Annotated in this window: 14 protein-coding genes; 7 read left to right on the top strand and 7 right to left on the bottom strand. The window is 63.9% G+C overall.

Annotation, left to right across the window (positions count from 1 at the left end; translation table 11 throughout):
• Positions 1 to 8 precede the first annotated feature (8 nt).
• Positions 9 to 1,334, top strand: coding sequence for a 30S ribosomal protein S12 methylthiotransferase RimO (gene rimO, locus RX328_RS25200; RefSeq protein ID WP_213253789.1), 1,326 nt, complete (start codon positions 9 to 11; stop codon positions 1,332 to 1,334).
• Positions 1,335 to 1,576: 242 nt separating this feature from the next.
• On the top strand, positions 1,577 to 2,773 hold the full coding sequence (locus tag RX328_RS25195; protein WP_213253790.1) for an acetylornithine transaminase: 1,197 nt from the start codon (positions 1,577 to 1,579) through the stop codon (positions 2,771 to 2,773).
• Between the two features lie 98 nt (positions 2,774 to 2,871).
• On the opposite strand, the gene RX328_RS25190 is transcribed toward RX328_RS25195, so the two are convergent.
• The 3 genes from RX328_RS25190 to pcsA form a co-directional block, all read right to left on the bottom strand.
• Positions 2,872 to 3,846 carry a quinone oxidoreductase family protein gene (locus RX328_RS25190; protein WP_213253791.1) on the bottom strand — a complete coding sequence of 325 codons (975 nt, stop codon included), beginning with the start codon at positions 3,844 to 3,846 and terminating at the stop codon, positions 2,872 to 2,874.
• Between the two features lie 94 nt (positions 3,847 to 3,940).
• Entirely contained in the window at positions 3,941 to 4,669 is a 729-nt protein-coding gene (locus tag RX328_RS25185) for a TerC family protein (RefSeq protein ID WP_213253792.1), read from the bottom strand.
• A complete protein-coding gene (pcsA, locus tag RX328_RS25180) occupies positions 4,666 to 5,400 on the bottom strand; it encodes a phosphatidylcholine synthase (protein WP_213253793.1) in 735 nt (244 codons plus the stop codon). Before pcsA ends, RX328_RS25185 begins: the two co-directional genes overlap by 4 nt.
• 134 nt (positions 5,401 to 5,534) lie before the next feature.
• On the opposite strand from pcsA, the gene RX328_RS25175 reads away from it, so the two are divergent.
• Complete coding sequence (locus tag RX328_RS25175) at positions 5,535 to 6,725, top strand: UbiH/UbiF family hydroxylase (protein ID WP_213253794.1); 1,191 nt, start codon at positions 5,535 to 5,537, stop codon at positions 6,723 to 6,725.
• A 10-nt stretch (positions 6,726 to 6,735) separates the two neighbouring features.
• On the opposite strand, the gene RX328_RS25170 is transcribed toward RX328_RS25175, so the two are convergent.
• Positions 6,736 to 7,689, bottom strand: coding sequence for an AEC family transporter (locus RX328_RS25170; RefSeq protein WP_213253795.1), 954 nt, complete (start codon positions 7,687 to 7,689; stop codon positions 6,736 to 6,738).
• Positions 7,690 to 7,813: 124 nt separating this feature from the next.
• Between RX328_RS25170 and hspQ the strand changes: the two genes are divergently transcribed.
• Positions 7,814 to 8,146, top strand: a complete 333-nt coding sequence (gene hspQ, locus RX328_RS25165; protein ID WP_027537766.1) for a heat shock protein HspQ — start codon at positions 7,814 to 7,816, stop codon at positions 8,144 to 8,146.
• Positions 8,147 to 8,214: 68 nt separating this feature from the next.
• Here the strand turns inward: hspQ and RX328_RS25160 are convergent, their stop codons facing one another.
• Positions 8,215 to 9,042 (bottom strand): invasion associated locus B family protein, encoded by an 828-nt coding sequence (locus tag RX328_RS25160; RefSeq protein ID WP_213253796.1) that lies wholly within the window; start codon positions 9,040 to 9,042, stop codon positions 8,215 to 8,217.
• 163 nt (positions 9,043 to 9,205) lie between these two features.
• Here RX328_RS25160 and RX328_RS25155 point away from each other — a divergent pair, with 163 nt between their 5' ends.
• From RX328_RS25155 to RX328_RS25145, 3 genes are all read left to right on the top strand, one after another.
• Positions 9,206 to 11,131 carry an extracellular solute-binding protein gene (locus tag RX328_RS25155; RefSeq protein WP_213253797.1) on the top strand — a complete coding sequence of 642 codons (1,926 nt, stop codon included), beginning with the start codon at positions 9,206 to 9,208 and terminating at the stop codon, positions 11,129 to 11,131.
• A gap of 46 nt (positions 11,132 to 11,177) precedes the next feature.
• Complete coding sequence (locus tag RX328_RS25150) at positions 11,178 to 12,683, top strand: AMP-binding protein (protein ID WP_213253798.1); 1,506 nt, start codon at positions 11,178 to 11,180, stop codon at positions 12,681 to 12,683.
• Between the two features lie 88 nt (positions 12,684 to 12,771).
• Entirely contained in the window at positions 12,772 to 14,016 is a 1,245-nt protein-coding gene (locus tag RX328_RS25145) for a GGDEF domain-containing protein (RefSeq protein ID WP_213253799.1), read from the top strand.
• Positions 14,017 to 14,130: 114 nt separating this feature from the next.
• Here RX328_RS25145 and mfd read toward each other — a convergent pair whose 3' ends face one another.
• Together mfd and RX328_RS25135 are read right to left on the bottom strand one after the other, a co-directional pair.
• Entirely contained in the window at positions 14,131 to 17,649 is a 3,519-nt protein-coding gene (gene mfd / locus RX328_RS25140; RefSeq protein WP_213253800.1) for a transcription-repair coupling factor, read from the bottom strand.
• A complete protein-coding gene (locus RX328_RS25135) occupies positions 17,646 to 17,936 on the bottom strand; it encodes a succinate dehydrogenase assembly factor 2 (protein WP_213253801.1) in 291 nt (96 codons plus the stop codon). The genes mfd and RX328_RS25135 overlap by 4 nt, the downstream gene beginning before the upstream one ends.
• Positions 17,937 to 17,963: the final 27 nt, after the last annotated feature.

Raw genomic sequence — 17,963 nt, 5'->3', positions numbered from 1 at the left:
GATGAAATATGCAACAGGCCGCTGCGCCCAAAGTCAGCTTTGTTTCCCTTGGGTGCCCCAAAGCGCTGGTGGATTCCGAGCGCATTATCACCCGGCTGCGCGCCGAAGGCTATGAGCTGGCCCGCAAGCATGACGGCGCCGACATCGTAATCGTCAACACCTGCGGCTTCCTCGACAGCGCCAAGCAGGAATCGCTCGGTGCCATCGGCGAAGCGATGGCCGAGAACGGCAAGGTCATCGTCACCGGCTGCATGGGCGCGGAACCCGAGCAGATCGAAGCGGCCTATCCAGGCGTGCTCTCGATATCGGGCCCGCAGCAATATGAGAGCGTGCTCGAGGCCGTGCACCGGGCGTTGCCGCCGGTCCATAACCCGCATCTCGATCTGGTACCGCCGCAAGGTGTCAAGCTGACGCCGCGCCACTACGCTTATCTGAAGATTTCCGAAGGCTGCAACAATCGCTGCAGTTTTTGCATCATCCCGAAACTGCGCGGCGACCTGGTGTCGCGCCCGGCCAACGACGTGCTGCGCGAGGCGGAGCGGCTCGTCGCAGCCGGCGTCAAGGAATTGCTTGTTATCTCGCAAGACACGTCAGCGTACGGCGTCGACGTGAAGTACGCGCAAAGTCCGTGGAAGGACCGTCAGGTCCGCGCAAAATTTTTCGATCTCGCCAAGGAACTAGGCGATCTCGGCGCGTGGGTGCGGCTGCAATACGTCTACCCCTACCCGCATGTCGACGAAGTCATCGGCCTGATGACCGAGGGCAAGATTCTGCCCTATCTCGACATTCCCTTCCAGCATGCGAGCCCGGACGTCCTGAAAGCCATGAAGCGTCCCGCCGCGCAGGAAAAGACGCTGGCGCGGATCAAGAAGTGGCGCGAGGAATGTCCTGACCTAACGTTGCGCTCGACCTTCATCGTCGGCTTTCCCGGCGAGACCGATTCCGATTTCGCCTATCTGCTCGACTGGCTCGAAGAAGCCGAGATCGATCGGCTCGGCTGCTTCAAATACGAGCCTGTCGCGGGCGCTGCATCGAATGCGATCGGGAATGCAGTCGCGGATGAGGTCAAGCAGGAGCGCTGGAACGCGCTGATGGCCCGGCAGCAGAAAATCTCTGCCCGCCGCCTCAAGCGCAAGGTCGGCACCCGGCAGCAGATCATCATCGACGAAGTCGGCCCGACGGTTGCAAAGGGTCGTTCAAAGGCCGACGCGCCACAGATCGACGGCGCGGTCTATCTTTCCAGCCGCCGCCCGCTGAAGGTCGGCGAGGTCGTCACCGCGAAGATCGAACGATCTGATCAATACGATCTGCACGGCAGCGTCGCGGGATTTTGAAGACCCGACGCCGCTTGACATGGTGCACGGTTCGGCTGTATGGGCCATTGCCATGAAACTGAACCGGACCAACCGCCGCGCCTGCCTGCGTCGTCGCTCCCGCGACGATGATGGGGCGCGCCATGTCCGACGACAACGCTGATTAGCTAGTTCAGCCACGTTTTCGAGAAGGCCGCACCCTCAAAAGTGCGGCCTTCTTGCGTTTCGGCCTGCCCCTTCCCCAAAAACCTGAGGAGATCGACATGACCCATGCTGCCCATCCGTTCGACGCGCTGATGAACATCACCGCCCGCCCGCAGGCCGTGTTCGTTCGCGGCGAAGGCGCGTATCTGTGGGACGAGGCCGGCAAGCGCTATCTCGATTTCATGCAGGGCTGGGCCGTCAACTGCCTCGGCCATTCGCCACCGGTCGTCGCCGAAGCGCTTGCCGCACAGGCCAAGCTTTTGCTGACGCCAAGTCCCGCCTTCTACAACGGCCCCAGCCTGAAGCTCGCGCAAGCACTTTGCGAGAAGAGCTGCTTCGATCAGGTGTTCTTCGCCAATTCGGGCGCGGAGGCCAATGAAGGTGCCATCAAGCTCGCGCGCAAATACGGCACGAAATACAAGAACGGCGCGTTCGAAATCATCACGTTCGAAGGTGGATTTCACGGCCGCACGCTTGCGACCATGTCTGCATCGGGCAAGAAGGCGTTCGAGCCGCTGTTCGAGCCAAAGGTATCAGGCTTCCGCAAAGCCAAACTCAACGATCTCGGTTCAGTAAAGGCGCTGATTTCTGACAACACGGTCGCCGTGATGCTGGAGCCGATCCAGGGCGAAGCCGGCGTCTGGCCTGCAACCGATCAATTCCTGAAGGAACTGCACGCGCTGACGAGAGACCACGGCCTGCTCCTGATCGTCGATGAGATCCAGACCGGCATGGGCCGGACCGGAAAACTGTTCCACTACGAGCATGCTGACATCGAGCCGGACATCATGACGCTCGGCAAAGGTATCGGCGGCGGCGTGCCGCTGGCAGCCCTGCTCGCGACCGAGCATGCCTCTTGCTTCGAGCATGGCGACCAAGGCGGAACGTTCAACGGCAATCCGTTAATGTGCGCTGCGGGGCTTGCGGTGCTCGAGGAGGTTTCGAAGCCGCAATTCCTGAAAGCGGCTGCGGATGCCGGCCTGTTCCTGGAAAGCGAATTGCAGAAATTATCGGCGCGGCACGGCCTCGGCGAAGTCCGCGGCCGCGGGCTGTTGCTGGCGCTCGATCTGAAGCTGCCGATCGGTGCGGCGATCGTGGCCGAGGCGCTTGCTGACGGCGTGCTGATTAACTCGCCGCAGCCCGATGCGCTCCGCTTCATGCCGGCGCTCAACGTCACGCGTGAGGAGATATCACTGATGATCGATTGTCTTGATGCGATTTTGGTGAAGGCGGGCGCGGCACGGAGAGTGGCTTAGCCTCGATCGCCATTGCGAGCGAAGCGAAGCAATCCATACTTCCGCGGTGGAGGAATGGATTGCTTCGTCGCTATCGCTCCTCGCAATGACGGCTCGGCTTACGGCCTTAAGATCGCCGCGCCCGTCGTCGCGCGGCTCTCCAGCTCGGTATGCGCCTTCGCCGCGTCCTTCAGCGCGTAGGCATGGTTGATCGGCACGTGAAGTTTGCCGTTGATGACGGCGGCGAACAGCGTGTCGGCGCCTTCGAGCAGGTCCTTGCGGGTGCTGACATAGTCATTGAGCTTCGGCCGGGTCGCAAACAGCGACCCGTGGTTGTTGAGCTCGGCGAGCGGGAACGGCGGCACCGGACCGGAGGCATTGCCGAAGCTGACGAACAGGCCGCGTGGCCGCAAGCACGACAGCGAGCCCGGGAAGGTGGTCTTGCCGACGCCGTCATAGACGACGTCGCAGAGCTCGTTGCGGCTGATCTGTTTCACGCGCGCGACGAAGTCCTCTTCGTTATAGAGGATGACGTGATCGCAGCCATTGGCGAGCGCGAGGTCGGCCTTGGCCTTGGAGCCGACGGTGCCGATCACATGCGCTCCGAGCGCCTTCGCCCACTGGCAGGCCAACAGACCGATGCCGCCGGCCGCGGCATGGATCAGCACGCGATGGCCGGGTTCGACCTTGAAGGTCTTGTGCAGGAGGTACCAGACCGTCAGCCCCTTGAGCATCAGGACCGCGCCCTGCTCGTAGGTGATATGGTCGGGCAGCTTGACCAGCTTGTCCGCCGGGATCACCCGCTCGCTGGCATAGCCGCCGAGTGTGAAATAGTAGGCGACGCGATCGCCGGGATGAAAATTGGTAACGCCCGGGCCCACGGCCACAACCTCGCCGGCGGCCTCATTGCCGGCAATGAACGGCAATCCGGGGGCCTTGTAGAGGCCGGTGCGGAAATAGACGTCGATGAAGTTGAGTCCAACGGCATGCTGGCGGAGGCGAACCTCGCCCGGCCCCGGCGCCGGGACCTCTACGTCCTCGTACACCAGGGCTTCCGGTCCCCCCACCTTGTGCACGCGCACAGCCTTGGTCATGACAGTCTCTCCCTTGGTATTTGCTGAACGCCCCAACTACGAAGCGAAACGAAAGCCATCGCCGTCGCCTTGTCAACTGATCGGTCGAAAACGCCTATTTGGCGGCGGCTTTTCTCCGGTTGCGCCTGGCGAGCACATTGAACAGTTCGACGGCGGCCGCGAACAACATGGCAAAATAGATGTAGCCGCGCGGGATATGGAATTTGAATCCATCGGCGACCAGCGCCACGCCGATCAGCACCAGGAACGCCAATGCCAGCATTTTGGTGGTCGGGTGATTGGCCACGAACCGGGCCACCGGGCCCGACGAGACGTACATGACGACGCATGCGATCACGACGGCGGCGATCATGATCTCCAGATCCTGCGCCATGCCGATCGCGGTGATGATCGAGTCCAGCGAGAACACGATGTCTATGACGATGATCTGCATGATTACCCAGAAGAATACGCTGGCTCTAGGTTCGGCATTGGGCTCGCCATCGCTCGCCTCGACCTCGCCATGAATTTCATGCGTCGCCTTCGCGATCAGGAAGGCTCCGCCGGCAATCAGGATGATGTCCCGCCAGGACAGTTCGACATTTCTTACCGTGATCACCGGCTCCGTCAGGCCGATCAGCCACACCAGCAGAGTGAGCAGCACGATGCGGAACACCAGCGCCAGCAACAGGCCGATCTGGCGCGCCCGTTTGGCCTGCGCCGGCGGAAGGCGCGAGACGATCACGGAGATGAAAATGACGTTGTCGATGCCGAGCACGATTTCCAGCGCCGTCAACGTCAGCAGCGCCGCCCAGGCTTCCGGGCTGGTCAATAATTCCATCATGCCTTGAACGACTTGATTTGCCGGATCACGGCGTCACTTCCTATTACGTAAGCCGCAATGGCGCAAAGCGCGGCGATGATGGGAGCGCCCACGTTGAAATCGCAGATGAGCGTATAGATCGCCAGCACGGCTCCAATGGCCATCAGCCACAGGGTCAGCCAGCGTAGCCGCACCACCCGGATCGGATGCAGCACATGAAACGGGGCGAATGTGAGGGCGATCAGGATTGCGATTCCGAGAGTGGAAAGTATCGGCGGCAGGTGCAGCAAGAACAAATAAAACGCCGCCGCGTTCCACAGCGCCGGAAAGCCGCGGAAGTGGTTGTCAGACGCCTTCATGCGCCGGTCGGCGAAATAGAGCGCACCGGAAACCATGATGCCGATGCCAAGCAGCGGCGCCACCTCCGGCAGCAGCATCCCGCTCGCGGTGATGGCATAGGCCGGCACGAAGACGTAGGTCACGAAATCGACCACGAGGTCGAGCACCTCGCCCGACCAGTTCGGCTGCAGCCGCACGACGTCCAGCTTTCGCGCCAGCGGCCCGTCGATGGCATCGATGATCAGGGCGACGCCAAGCCAGCCGAACATGTTGGCCCAATGCCCGCGCACGGCCTCCAGCATCGCGAGCAGCGCGATGCCCGCCCCCATCGCCGTGAAGACATGCACGGCGAATGCTGCTGTCCGCATTCGGCTGGTCGATGGGACGGAATCTGGCTCTGTGGTCTGGTCCATTGTCCGGCAGTGCTATCAGGAATCGCCCCGATTTGCATATCAGCGCTTTGCGGCGTTCCGCCACGTGATTGAGCGGAAACATTTCGGCCGGTTGGTGGCTTGAAAATGCGGGGCCGAGCGTCAATTGTCCCGATATGAATGATGCATCGCAAGTTTATGACGCTGCCGTGATCGGCGGCGGGCCGGCGGGCCTGACCGCGGCCGTCGCGCTGGCCGCTACCGGCGCGAAAACCGCCCTGCTCGCCCGCCGCGCGCCCTATGCGGACAACCGCACCACGGCCCTGTTGGGGGCTTCCACCGAGTTGCTCGAACGTCTCGAGGTCTGGCCGCGCTGCCGGGACAAGGCCGCCGCCTTGCGGACCATGCGCCTCGTTGACGACACTGACCGGCTGATCCGCGCGCCCGAGGTGCGATTTTCCTCGGACGAGATCGGTCTCGAACAGTTTGGCTACAACATCGACAACCGGTCGTTAATGGTTGCCCTCGAAGAGCGCGCCGCCGAACTTTCCAATTTGACTCGATTTGACGATGACGCTGCCGCGATCGACCCGCAGGATGCGACCGTCGCCATCCGTACCGGCAAGGGCGAGCAACTTTCCGCGCGGCTCGTGATCGGCGCAGATGGTCGGCAATCACCGTCCCGCGAGGCGGCCGGCATCAAGACCAGCCGCCGCGACCTGCACCAGTCGGCGTTGACCTTCAACATCTCCCATTCTCGGCCGCACAACGGCATCTCCACCGAGTTTCATACCGCGCAAGGACCATGCGTATTCGTGCCGCTGCCCGGCAACCGCTGCAGCGTGGTGTGGGTTTCGGAAACCAGGGAAGCGGAGCGGCTGATGTCGCTGGGCGACGAGGAATTGTCGGAAGCCGCGGAAAGGCAGTCGCACTCCATTTTCGGCCGTGTCCAGGTTGAAGCCGGGCGCAACCTGTTTCCGCTGACGATCGAGCGTCCCGAGCAATTCGCCAGCCATCGCGTCGCGCTTGTCGGTGAATCCGCCCACGTCGTGCCGCCGATCGGTGCGCAAGGCCTCAACATGGGATTGCGCGATGCGGCTGATATCGCCGACATCGCCGGCAATGCGATCTCGCTCGGCGAGGATCCAGGGTCGCCGGCGGTGCTGGCGCGCTATCAGTCCGCGCGCCGTGCCGACGTCGCAAGCCGGCTGATCGCGATCGATGTCGCCAACCGTTCCCTGCTCAGCGATTTCCTGCCCATGCAATCGCTGCGCGCGGCCGGCATGCACCTGCTCGGCTCGTTCGGCCCGCTGCGCCGGCTCGCCATGCGCGAGGGGCTGGCACCGACCTGGAAGCGCGTCAGCTAATCCCTTCGGCTTACGGAAACGCCAGCCGTCCGCTCTGGATGAACCACATCACGCTGGTCAGCGTGACCACGGATGCGAAGGTCCCGATCAGGACGGCGACAGACGCCGGCTCGATCCAGGTGTTGTTCTGCCGGGCGATCACGAACACGTTCAGCGCCGGCGGCAGCGCGGCCATCAGGACGGCGGTCGCGGCCCAGGGCTGCGCGAACGGGCCGAACAGCAGCATCAGCCCGAATACGATGAGCGGATGGATCAGGAGCTTGATCGCGATCACGCCGGGCACTTCCCAGGGCACCCGGTCGAACGGGCGCAGCGCCACGGTAACGCCCAGCACGAACAGCGCCGTCGGTGCCGCCGCGTTCTGGAGAAACAGCAAGGTCCTGTCGACAGCAACCGGTACTTGAATGTGCAACGCCGCGACGAGCGCCCCCGCGGCGGCCGACATGATCAGCGGATTGAGCACGATCTGCCGCGCGGCGATGCCAATGGCGTGCAGGAACGACGGATGCTTGCGATCGCTCAGCGCCATCAATAGCGGCACGATCGTGAACAGGAAAATGCTGTCGCAGCAGAAGATCAGCGCGGTCGGCGCCGCTGCCTTGGCTCCGAGCACCGCCAGCGCCAGCCCGGGGCCCATATAGCCGATATTGCCGTAAGCGCCGGCAAGGCCCGCCATCGTCGCCTTGCGCAGCGACAGTTCGCCGATGATGCGGCCTGCCACCATGGCAAGCACGAAGGCGCTCACGGTCGCAAGCGTGGTTGCGATCAGGAATGGCGGGTTGTTCAGTTCGGAAAATGGCGTCTCCGACATGATGCGGAATAGCAAGGCCGGCAGTGAGACGTAGAGCAGAAAGAAGTTCATCCAGGCGAGGCCCGATTCCGGCAGCTTCCTGGTCTTGCCGCAGGCAAAGCCGATGAAGATCAGGCCAAAATAGGGAAGCGCGAGGTTGAGGATGTCGACCATCTAGTACAGTGTCTTTTCATCAGTGATTTTGGGGAGATGGCGCCGGATATGGCCACCGCGCGTAAAGGTTAATTCGTCCTATTGCCCCTAGCATCGGCCACAATCATGGTCTATTCGACGGGACATGATCAAAGCGCGCACCGCCAAATTTCAGATCGGCCAGATCGTCCGCCACCGGGTGTTTTCATTCCGGGGCGTGATTTTCGATATCGATCCGGAATTCAACAATACCGAGGAATGGTGGCTGTCGATCCCCGAGGAGGTTCGGCCCCACAAGGATCAGCCCTTCTATCACCTGCTCGCGGAAAACTCGGAGTCCGAATACGTCGCCTACGTCTCCGAGCAAAATCTGCTTCCGGACGATTCCGGCGAGCCGATCCGGCACTCGCAGGTGGCCGAGATCTTCGTGAAGGACAAGTCCGGCGGCTACCGCCCGCGCAATCCGTCGCTGAACTAGCAATCTCTGCCGCAACGAAAAAGGCGCCCCGGTGGGGCGCCTTTTTGTTTTGTCCAATGGCGCGGCTGTTACTTCGCCGCCGGATTTGCCGTAGCGCCGCCCGGCTGGGTACCCTCCAGCTTCTTGCGCTGCTCTTCAGCGCGCTTCTGCAGCTCTTCCTGCAGCTTCTTCTGGTTTTCCTCGAACTGCTTCGGATCGGTCGGCGGACCGTCATAGGCCTTGGCGAATTCACCGGCCAGCGGCAGCGGCAGCGTCAGCGGTGCGCCGTTGGAATTGATCGCCTGAACAACGAGGTTTTGGCCCTTCTTCAAGTTGGCGATCAGCTCGGGCGTTGCTTCGTAGTCCGACATACAGCCGTTCTGGAAGCAGATCACATAGGGGCCCTGCTGCGGCGGATTGTTATCAACGATGATCCGGGTTCCGTGCACGAGCTGCATGCCGAGCGGCAAGGTGACGCGCAGGAGCTTCTTCGGCTCGCCTTCCGGCTCGATGATGACGGCGGCGATGACGGGCTGGCCCGACTCGATGCGGCCGTCCTTGCCGGTGAAGCAAACCTGCTTGGCGCCGGCTTCCTGACCCTTGAGGCAGAACTTGGTCCAGGGTGCGTAGATTAGCTGGACCTGCTGCTCCTGTGGCGGAGGGGTGCCGGCGGGAGCGCCAGCCGGAGGCGCTTGCGCCGCGGGAGCGCCGGCGGGACCCTTGGGAGCAGCCTTCGGAGGCGCCTTCGGAGCGGCAGGCGCGGGGGCAGGAGTAGCCTTCGGGGCGCCCGGCGCCGGCGCGGGCTGCTGGGCGTGCGCGCCCGACGCGATCAACGTTGCCGACAATGCCGACGCCGCCAACAGGGCCAAGACCTGCCCACGCGGCCGAATCGACGCGGCCAAGATACGGAAATTCATTGCGGAAAACCCTTTCTGAACCGGAGCGCCCGAAACCGCTACAGGCACCGACACCAAGCCGCGCTGGGGCGGCTGTCTCGTTGGCAATTGAGGCGGATACGTGACAGGCGTTCCCGCCGTCATCAACTGCCCGCCTTCAATACAGCGGCAGACGAAAAGATCAATGCCGACAAGCATCTTTGGGTGTTCCTTGCAGGCCAAGGCCGAAGCCTATGGTAAAGCTTTCTTCGTGCGCATTTTCGAATCAGATCCCTGCCCGCCTGTGAACCGCTCCGGTCGTATCCCCCTGCATGTGCTCGCGGGAAGTGCCCTCGCGCTGGCTGTGACGCTGCTCGCGCCGATCCACGAAGCCAAGGCGGCCGAAAGCCACGCGCTGGCGATGCACGGCGCGCCCGCTCTGCCCGCCGGTTTCACGCATATGCCCTACGCCAATCCCGACGCGCCGAAGGGCGGACGGCTGGTCTGGGGCGCCCTCGGAACCTTCGACAGCCTCAACCCCCTGATCGTCCGCGGCCTCGCGGTTCAGCAGGTCAGGGGCTTCGTAGTTGAGAGCTTGATGGCGCGCGGCAACGACGAGGCTTTCACGCTCTATGGCTTGCTGGCGAAAACCGTCGAGACCGATGACGCGCGCAGCTACATCACCTTCCACCTCGACCCCAAAGCGCGCTTCGCCGACGGCAAGCCGGTCACGGCAAAGGACGTCCTGTTTTCGTGGGCCTTGCTGCGCGACAAGGGTCGCCCCAATCACCGCCAGTATTATTCCAAAGTCGTAAGGGCCGAAGCGCCCGATCCGCTCACCGTGCAGTTCGATTTCGGTGGCGCCAACGACCGCGAGCTGCCGCTGATCCTCGGGCTGATGCCGGTCTTGCCGCAGCACGCGGTCGATCCGGCGACGTTCGAGGAAACCACGATGACCGGACCGGTTGGTTCCGGCCCCTATCGTGTCACCGCCGTCAAGCCGGGCGCCAGCGTCACGCTGACCCGCAATCCCGACTACTGGGGCCGCGACCTGCCCGCGAATCGGGGATTGTGGAACTTCGACGAGATCAGGCTCGACTTCTATCGGGAGTCCAACGGCCAGTTCGAGGCATTCAAGCGCGGCCTCTATGATTTTCGCATCGAGCATGAGCCGCTGCGCTGGCATGAGGGCTACGATTTTCCGGCCGCCCGCAACGGCGAAGTGATCCGCGACACCATCAAGACCGGAATGCCGCAGCCCTCGGAATTCCTGGTGTTCAACACGCGGCGTCCGATGTTTTCAGATATCCGGGTGCGGCAGGCCCTGACGCTGCTGTTCGATTTCGAGTGGGTCAACCGCAATTACTTTTTCGGACTTTATGCGCGCGCGGCAGGCTTCTTCGCAGGGTCCGAACTATCCGCCTATGCCCGCCCGGCCGACGGGCACGAGCGCGAACTCTTGAAGCCGTTCGCCGAACGCATCCGGCCGGATATTCTCGATGGCACGTACCGCCTGCCCATCACCGACGGATCGGGCCGCGATCGAACAACGCTGCGCAGCGCACTCAAATTGCTGTCGGAAGCCGGCTACGATCTCGACGGATCCATACTGCGGCAGCGTTCGACTAGGACGCCGCTCACCTTCGAAATCCTCGTGACGACGCGCGACCAGGAGCGGATTGCGCTGTCCTATCAGCGCGACCTCAAGCGCGCCGGCATCGAGGCCAGCGTCCGCACGGTCGATCCCGTGCAGTTCGACCAGCGCCGGCTCGGCTACGAGTTCGACATGCTGCAGAACCGCTGGGACCAGTCGCTATCCCCCGGCAACGAGCAGTCCTTCTACTGGGGCACCCAGGCCGCCGACATTCCCGGCACCCGGAATTACATGGGCGCCAAGGAGCCCGCGATCGACGCCATGATCGCTGCCCTGCTCGAGGCGCGCGAACGCCCGGCTTTCGTCTCCGCGGTGCGGGCGCTCGACCGCGTCCTGATGTCGGGCTTCTACGCAATTCCAGTGTTTAACGTGCAGGAGCAATGGATTGCGCGGTGGAATCGGATAGAACAACCTACAGCGACCGCGTTGACGGGCTATCTGCCGGAAACCTGGTGGCAGAAGCCGGAAATGAAGTGAACTCGCCAAAGCGATCCAACCTCCGTGACAGAGCCGAAGTAACGCCGTGACCCAGCCCACCGCTTCGCCAACGCTCGATACGTTGTTCAAACGGAACCTGGCACGGCAGCCGGACGCGCTGGCGCTGGTCGATCCCCCCAACAAGCAGCGCATCACCGGCCAGCCGCCGAAGCGTCTTACCTTCGCGCAGGCCGACCGCATGATCTCGTCGCTGGCCGCGCACTTCATCGAATCTGGCTTGCCGTCCAATTCCGTGATCGCGGTTCAGCTGCCCAACACCATCGAATTCACACTCACCGTGCTTGCCGCCTTCCGCGCCGGCCTCGTTGTCGCGGTGCTGCCGCTGCTCTGGCGCCAGTCGGAATTGACCATGGCGCTCAACCGCACCGCCGCCCGGGCGATCGTGACCTCGGGCAGAATCGATGGCGTGATCTACTCGGATCTCGCCATGAACGCTGCCGCCGAAGCGTTCTCGATCCGCCATGTCTGCGGCTTCGGCGGCGACCTGCCCGAGGGCATGGCCTCACTCGACAACGCCATCTTCCGGGAATCCCCGACCACGCGCGCCGTGATCCAGGACGGCCGCAAAGCGGCGCTGATTTCCTTCGACGTCACCTCGGATGGCTTCCGGCCGGTCCCGCGCGCCCATCTCGGCCTGATCGCCGGCGGGCTTGCCATTTCGCTTGAAAGCGACGTGCCGCAGGGCGCAACCATCCTGTCGGCCTTCTCGCCGATGTCATTTGCCGGCCTCGCCTCGTCGCTGGCGATCTGGCTGCTGTCGGGCGGAACACTGGTGTTGCACCATCCGTTCGACGACGAGGTGCTGGAACAGCAGCTCAACGAACAGGCCTGCGATACGCTGATCGTACCTGCTCAACTGGCGCTGCGGCTGGACGAACTGGACCTCGGCGCGCGGATGCCGAGCCTGCGCAATGTCATCGGTCTGTGGCGCACCCCGGAGCAGGTCGGCTCCAGCGCGTGCTGGGCCGCGCAGCAGGCGACGCTGACGGATGTCTATCTGTTCGGCGAGGCCGGATTGTTTGGTGCCCGCCGGATCGCGGAAGACGGCTCGCCGGCTCTGATCAAGCCCGGCCCACACGGAGCGCCGCGCGATTTGCCGGGATCGTCGATCGCGGGCGAGATCCTGCTGACGCCGCGCGGCACGTTGGGACTCCGCGGACCGATGGTGCCGGTCGCGGCCTATGCGCCCCCTCCGCCGCCGAGCGACTCCCTGATCGCGTCGCCGCCGCGCGACTATGTGGATACGGATTACGCGGCGCGGCTCGACCGCGTCACCGGTGCGGTCAATATCACCGCGCCGCCGTCCGGCGTCATGGCCGTCGGCGGCTACCGCTTCCTGGCGCAGGACCTGCAGGAGTGGGCGCGACGGCTCGGTCAGGGTGCGCTGCTGACCGCGCTGCCGGACCGCCTCAGCGGCCACCGGCTTGCCGGCCGTGCGCTCGACAACGCCCGCGCCCGTGACGCGCTGACAGAACTCGGCCTTAACCCCTTGATGGTGGAAGCATTTCGGGATCGGAGCAACGCCGCCTGAGAAGCCGCTGGCGGGCGCCCGTTGACGCCACATTAAGCGCCACAAACTAGGATGCGGCTCAAATTGCTCGCCTGATCCGAGTTCTCAGATGTCCCAGCAAGGTCCGATCCTCGTCGTATCGACCGCGAAACGGCCGTCCTTTGCCGCCACCCTCGACGTCGCGAGACTGTTTCCGGTGGTCGATACCGGGTGGACGGATGCGGCGCGCGCGGTCGAGCAGGTGCAACCGGCGGCCGTGCTGGCCGAAACCTCCGGCACCGACGCAGCCGGATTGGCGGAGCTGGCCGTGCGGGTCGCAGCGCGACAGCCCTATCTGCCGCTGATCTCAGTCGATCCGCAGATTCCTGTTCCGGACAACGTCATTCCCTTCTTTCAGAGCCAAGTCCCACACGCCCAACGAGGCGGCTCCGACCGGCTGGCGGCTCGCCTGCGCGCCGCCCTGCGCGTGCGGTCATTGCATGCAACGGTGATGCGCCGGCTGGTACCGATGGCGCCGATGGCGTTGTCGCATATCGATCCGGCGCGCGACGCTACCGTGCTGCTGATCGGCCGCGGCGGCGCCTATCCCGCGCTGTCGGTCGCGCTTGGCGAGCGCACCGGCGTGGTCGGCGCGCTTTCGATCGAGGCGGCTGCGAAGCATCTGAACGCCAGAGATATCGACGGCATCGTGCTCGGCGAAGGATTCAGCCTGCGCGTGGTCGACGCCTTCCTCACCGTGCTGACAGAGGACGCCCGTTTCCGCAACCTCCCCGTCGTCGTGACGGCAGGTGATCTGGCGCCGGCCTATGATTTGCCAAACCTCGAGATCATCTCCCGCGACGCCGCCCGGGTGGCAGCGATCGCGCTGCCGCTGATCCGCCAGCACGCCTTCGAAGCGCATCTCAGCCGCACACTGAAAGCCATCGACGCCGATGGCCTGATCGACGCGCGCACTGGTCTGCTCACCCCCGAAGCCTTCGAGCGCGACTTTGCCAGCGCCATCTACCAGACGCAGCAACGCGGCGGCGGATTGTCGGTGGCACGCTTTGCGTTCGATCCCGACCATCCCCGCGCGCAATTCGACGGCGCGCGGATCATCAGCCGCCTGATGCGGCAAATGGATTTCGGCGCCGCCCAGGAAGACGGCTCAGTTGTCGTGGTATTTGCCGAAGCCGACCTGAAGTCGGCTCACGCCATCGCGCGGCGGTTGTCAAGCGTGATGCGCCATACCAGCCATGGCCAGCGCGACGCACGGTCGGAGCCAACCGTGACGGTGGCAACGCTGCTGCCGAACGATTCCGCAAAGTCGCTGCGATCGCGGCTGCAGGACGAGGCGCAACGGGCGGCGTCGTAGAGCCTCGCCGTCATTGCGAGCGAAGCGAAGCAATCCATCTCTCCGCATATGCGGTAGGCATGGATTGCTTCGTCGCTTTCGCTCCTCGCAATGACGGGGATGGATCGACGCGATTCACGCCGCCTTCTTGCTCTCCGCGAGATTGGCGAGCTGGCGCAATATCTCGGTTGTACCCATCAGCCGCTCTTCCGGCGTCTTCCATTGCTGCAGGAATACCACCTTCATATCCGGCCGCACCTTCGCGGCCTGGCCGTGCTGGCGGATGAAGGCGACGAGGCGATCCGGTTGGGCAAAGCTGTTGTCGCGGAACGAGATCACCGCACCCTTCGGACCGGCGTCCACTTTCTCGACATTGGCTCGCCGGCAATAGGCCTTGATCGCCGCGACCTTGAAGAGATAGCGGACTTCGTCCGGCAGCACGCCAAAGCGGTCGCGCATCTCGGCGGCGAAATTGTCGATTTCCTCGTCGGTGTCGAGATCGGCGAGCCGCCGGTACAGCGACAGGCGCACCGAGAGATCGTTGACGTAATCCTCGGGGATCAGCACCGGCATGCCGATGGTGATCTGCGGCGACCAGCGGTCCGCGGCGGGCTCGACGACGCCGGCCTTGAGGTTGAGGATCGCCTCCTCCAGCATCGATTGATAGAGCTCGAAGCCAACTTCCTTGATATGACCGGATTGTTCTTCGCCGAGCAGATTGCCGGCGCCGCGGATATCGAGATCGTGCGATGCGAGCTGGAAACCCGCGCCCAGCGTTTCCAGCGACTGCAGCACCTTCAGCCGCCGTTCAGCCTGCGCGGTGATCTTCTGCTGCGCCGGCAGCGTGAACAGCGCATAGGCGCGGAGCTTCGAGCGCCCCACCCGTCCGCGCAACTGATAGAGCTGTGCAAGCCCGAACATGTCGGCGCGATGCACGATCAGCGTATTGGCGTTCGGAATGTCGAGGCCGGATTCGATGATCGTGGTCGAGAGCAGGATGTCGTACTTGCCGTCGTAGAACGCCGACATGATGTCCTCGATCACGGTCGGTGCCATCTGGCCATGCGCGACGGCAACCTTCATTTCCGGCAGGTTCTTGTCGAGGAAGTCCTTGACGCCGGCGAGGTCCTCGATCCGCGGCACCACGTAGAACGCCTGTCCGCCGCGGTAGCGTTCGCGCAGCAGCGCCTCGCGGATCATCAGGGGATCGTGCGGCGCCACGAAGGTGCGCACCGCAAGGCGATCGACCGGAGGCGAAGCGATGATCGAAAGATCACGCACGCCGGTCAGCGCAAGCTGCAGCGTCCGCGGGATCGGCGTGGCGCTCAGTGTCAGCACATGCACCTGCGCCCGCAACTGCTTCAGCTTTTCCTTGTGGCTGACGCCAAAGTGCTGCTCCTCGTCAACAATCAAAAGGCCCAGATCGCGGAACTTGATCGATTTGCCGAGCAGCGCATGCGTGCCGACCACGATATCGACATGGCCTTCGGCCAGTCCCTTCTTGACCTGCGTCAGCTCCTTGGCCGGGATCAGCCGGGAGGCCTGCGCGACATTGACTGGAAAGCCGCGAAAACGTTCGGCAAAATTCTTGCTGTGCTGGCGGGCAAGCAACGTGGTCGGCACGACGACGGCGACCTGTTTGCCTTCGAGCGCCACTGCGAACGCCGCGCGCAAGGCTACCTCGGTCTTGCCGAACCCGACGTCGCCGCAGATCAGCCGGTCCATGGGACGGCCGGTTTCAAGGTCTTTCAGTGTGGATGTAATGGCGCCAAGCTGGTCCTCGGTCTCCTCATAAGGGAAGCGCGCACAGAATTCGTCATAGACATGCGGCTGCACCGGCATTTTCGGCGCTTCGTGCAGTTGCCGCTCAGCCGCGATCTTGATCAGTTCGCCGGCGATCTCGCGGATCCGGTTCTTCAGCTTGGCCTTGCGGGCCTGCCAGCCGCCGCCACCCAGCCGGTCCAGTTCCACATTGGCGTGGTCGGAGCCGTAGCGCGATAACAGCTCGATATTCTCGACCGGCAGGAACAGCTTTGTTTCGGCGGCATAATGCAGCTCGAGGCAGTCATGCGGCGCGCCGCCGACTTCGATCGTCTGCAAGCCGACAAAGCGCCCGATGCCGTGCTCGACATGTACCACGAGATCGCCGGTCGAAAGGCTCGTGACTTCGGAAATGAAGTTGTCGAGCTTGCGGCTTGATTTGCGCTGGCGCACTAGGCGGTCGCCGAGGATGTCCTGCTCGCTGATGATGGCGAATTCGTCGGTCTCGAAACCGCTCTCCATGCCGACCACGGCCAGCATGGCCTCGTTGCGCGGCGTTGCCTGCACGGTGCGCCAGGTGTTGACGCTGGTGATATTGGCGAGCTTGTGATCTCGCAGCATGCTGGCCATGCGGTCGCGGGAGCCTTCGCTCCACAGCGCGATCACCACCTTCTTGCGCTGCGCCTGCAAGGCCAGCACATGGGCCACTACGGCTTCAAACACGTTGACGGAAGTGTCGGCGCGCTCGGGCGTGAAATTGCGGCTCTGCCGCGCACCGGCGTCGAACACGTCGCCGGTGCCCTCCGGCACGGCAAACGGCGTCAGCCGCGCCACCGCGGCGTCGCCCAGCCGCGTCGTCCACTCCGTTTCCGTCAGATAGAGCCGGTCAGGCGGCAACGGCTTGTAGATCGCGCCCGACCCCGGATGCTCCAGCGCCTCGCGCCGTGCCTCGTAGTAGTCCGCGATCTGCTTGAAACGTTCGCGCGCGGCGTCCTCGCCTTGCGGTTCGATCGCGACCGGCGCGCCGTCGAGATAGTCGAATAGCGTATCCATCCGCTCCTGGAACAGCGGCAGCCAATGCTCCATGCCGGGATGGCGGCGTCCTTCGCTGACGGCTTCATAGAGCGGATCGTCGCGCTCGGGTGCGCCGAAGGTCGCGACATAGCCCATGCGGAAGCGGCGGATGGTTTCGGTGACGAGCTGGAATTCAGAGATCGGCACCAGATCGAGCGCGCGCATGTCGAGAAGCGTGCGCTGGGTTTCGGCATCAAACGTCCGGATCGATTCCAGGGAGTCGCCGAAGAAGTCGAACCGCACCGGCTGATCGAGCCCCGCCGGAAACAGATCGAGGATGCCGCCGCGCACGGCATATTCGCCGGGCTCACGCACGGTCGAGGAACGATTGTAGCCATTGTGCTCCAGCCAGGCGATGATCGAGTCCATCGGCACGATATGGCCGGGCGCAACCGACAGCGCCTGCGCCGCCACCACCTTGCGCGCGGGCACGCGCTGCACGATGGCGTTTACCGTCGTCAGCACGATCAGCGGCTTATCGCTGCCCTGCAGGCGCGACAGCCGCGCCAGCGTCGTCAGGCGCTGCGCCAGGACGCCGCCATGCGGCGACACCCGGTCATAGGGCTGGCAGTCCCAGGCCGGAAACTGCATCACCGGCAGATCGGGCGCGAAGAACTCCAGCGCCCGCGCCAATTGCTGCATGCGCGGGCCGTCGCGGCAGACCACGGCAAGGCTCACAGCCGGCGGTTTCGGCCTGGCCGCGACCGCGCGCGCGAGGTCGGATACGACCAGCCCCTCCGCGCCCTCGGCGACATTGGCAAAAGTTAGCGCGCGGCCGGGAACCAGCAGCGCGGCGGGCGATTTGACGGGCGCCTTCATGCGTCGTGATCCACGGCGCGAAATGCCTTGATGCGATCGAACAGCACGGTCGCATATTCCGGATCGAGTGGCCTGTCGCCGGTCAGCGCGGCATAGAGATCGGGATCGGGCACCTCGATCAGGCGTTCCAGCTCGGTCAGCTCGTCATCGCGCATGCCCAATATCTCGGCATCCGCAAAGCGGCCGAGGATGAGGTCCATCTCACGGGTGCCGCGATGCCAGCAGCGAAACAAAAGCCGCTTGCGGCGGTCATCGAGGCCACCGCTCGATCGTGTCGTACCCGTCATTAGTCTGGTCCCATCCGAACGCCAAAA

The sequence above is a fragment of the Bradyrhizobium sp. sBnM-33 genome, assembly GCF_032917945.1.
GTDB lineage: Bacteria > Pseudomonadota > Alphaproteobacteria > Rhizobiales > Xanthobacteraceae > Bradyrhizobium.
This window is presented reverse-complemented; position numbering and strand designations above follow the sequence as displayed.

Excerpts from the sequence above, each read along its gene's own strand:
- mfd (WP_213253800.1), bottom strand. The coding sequence starts at position 17,649 with ATGAAGGCGCCCGTCAAATCGCCCGCCGCGCTGCTGGTTCCCGGCCGC.
- RX328_RS25190 (WP_213253791.1), bottom strand. The coding sequence starts at position 3,846 with ATGACCAAGGCTGTGCGCGTGCACAAGGTGGGGGGACCGGAAGCCCTG.
- rimO (WP_213253789.1), top strand. The coding sequence starts at position 9 with ATGCAACAGGCCGCTGCGCCCAAAGTCAGCTTTGTTTCCCTTGGGTGC.
- pcsA (WP_213253793.1), bottom strand. The coding sequence starts at position 5,400 with ATGGACCAGACCACAGAGCCAGATTCCGTCCCATCGACCAGCCGAATG.
- RX328_RS25185 (WP_213253792.1), bottom strand. The coding sequence starts at position 4,669 with ATGATGGAATTATTGACCAGCCCGGAAGCCTGGGCGGCGCTGCTGACG.
- RX328_RS25195 (WP_213253790.1), top strand. The coding sequence starts at position 1,577 with ATGACCCATGCTGCCCATCCGTTCGACGCGCTGATGAACATCACCGCC.
- RX328_RS25170 (WP_213253795.1), bottom strand. The coding sequence starts at position 7,689 with ATGGTCGACATCCTCAACCTCGCGCTTCCCTATTTTGGCCTGATCTTC.
- RX328_RS25160 (WP_213253796.1), bottom strand. The coding sequence starts at position 9,042 with ATGAATTTCCGTATCTTGGCCGCGTCGATTCGGCCGCGTGGGCAGGTC.
- RX328_RS25145 (WP_213253799.1), top strand. The coding sequence starts at position 12,772 with ATGTCCCAGCAAGGTCCGATCCTCGTCGTATCGACCGCGAAACGGCCG.
- RX328_RS25175 (WP_213253794.1), top strand. The coding sequence starts at position 5,535 with ATGAATGATGCATCGCAAGTTTATGACGCTGCCGTGATCGGCGGCGGG.
- RX328_RS25155 (WP_213253797.1), top strand. The coding sequence starts at position 9,206 with ATGCCGACAAGCATCTTTGGGTGTTCCTTGCAGGCCAAGGCCGAAGCC.
- hspQ (WP_027537766.1), top strand. The coding sequence starts at position 7,814 with ATGATCAAAGCGCGCACCGCCAAATTTCAGATCGGCCAGATCGTCCGC.
- RX328_RS25135 (WP_213253801.1), bottom strand. The coding sequence starts at position 17,936 with ATGACGGGTACGACACGATCGAGCGGTGGCCTCGATGACCGCCGCAAG.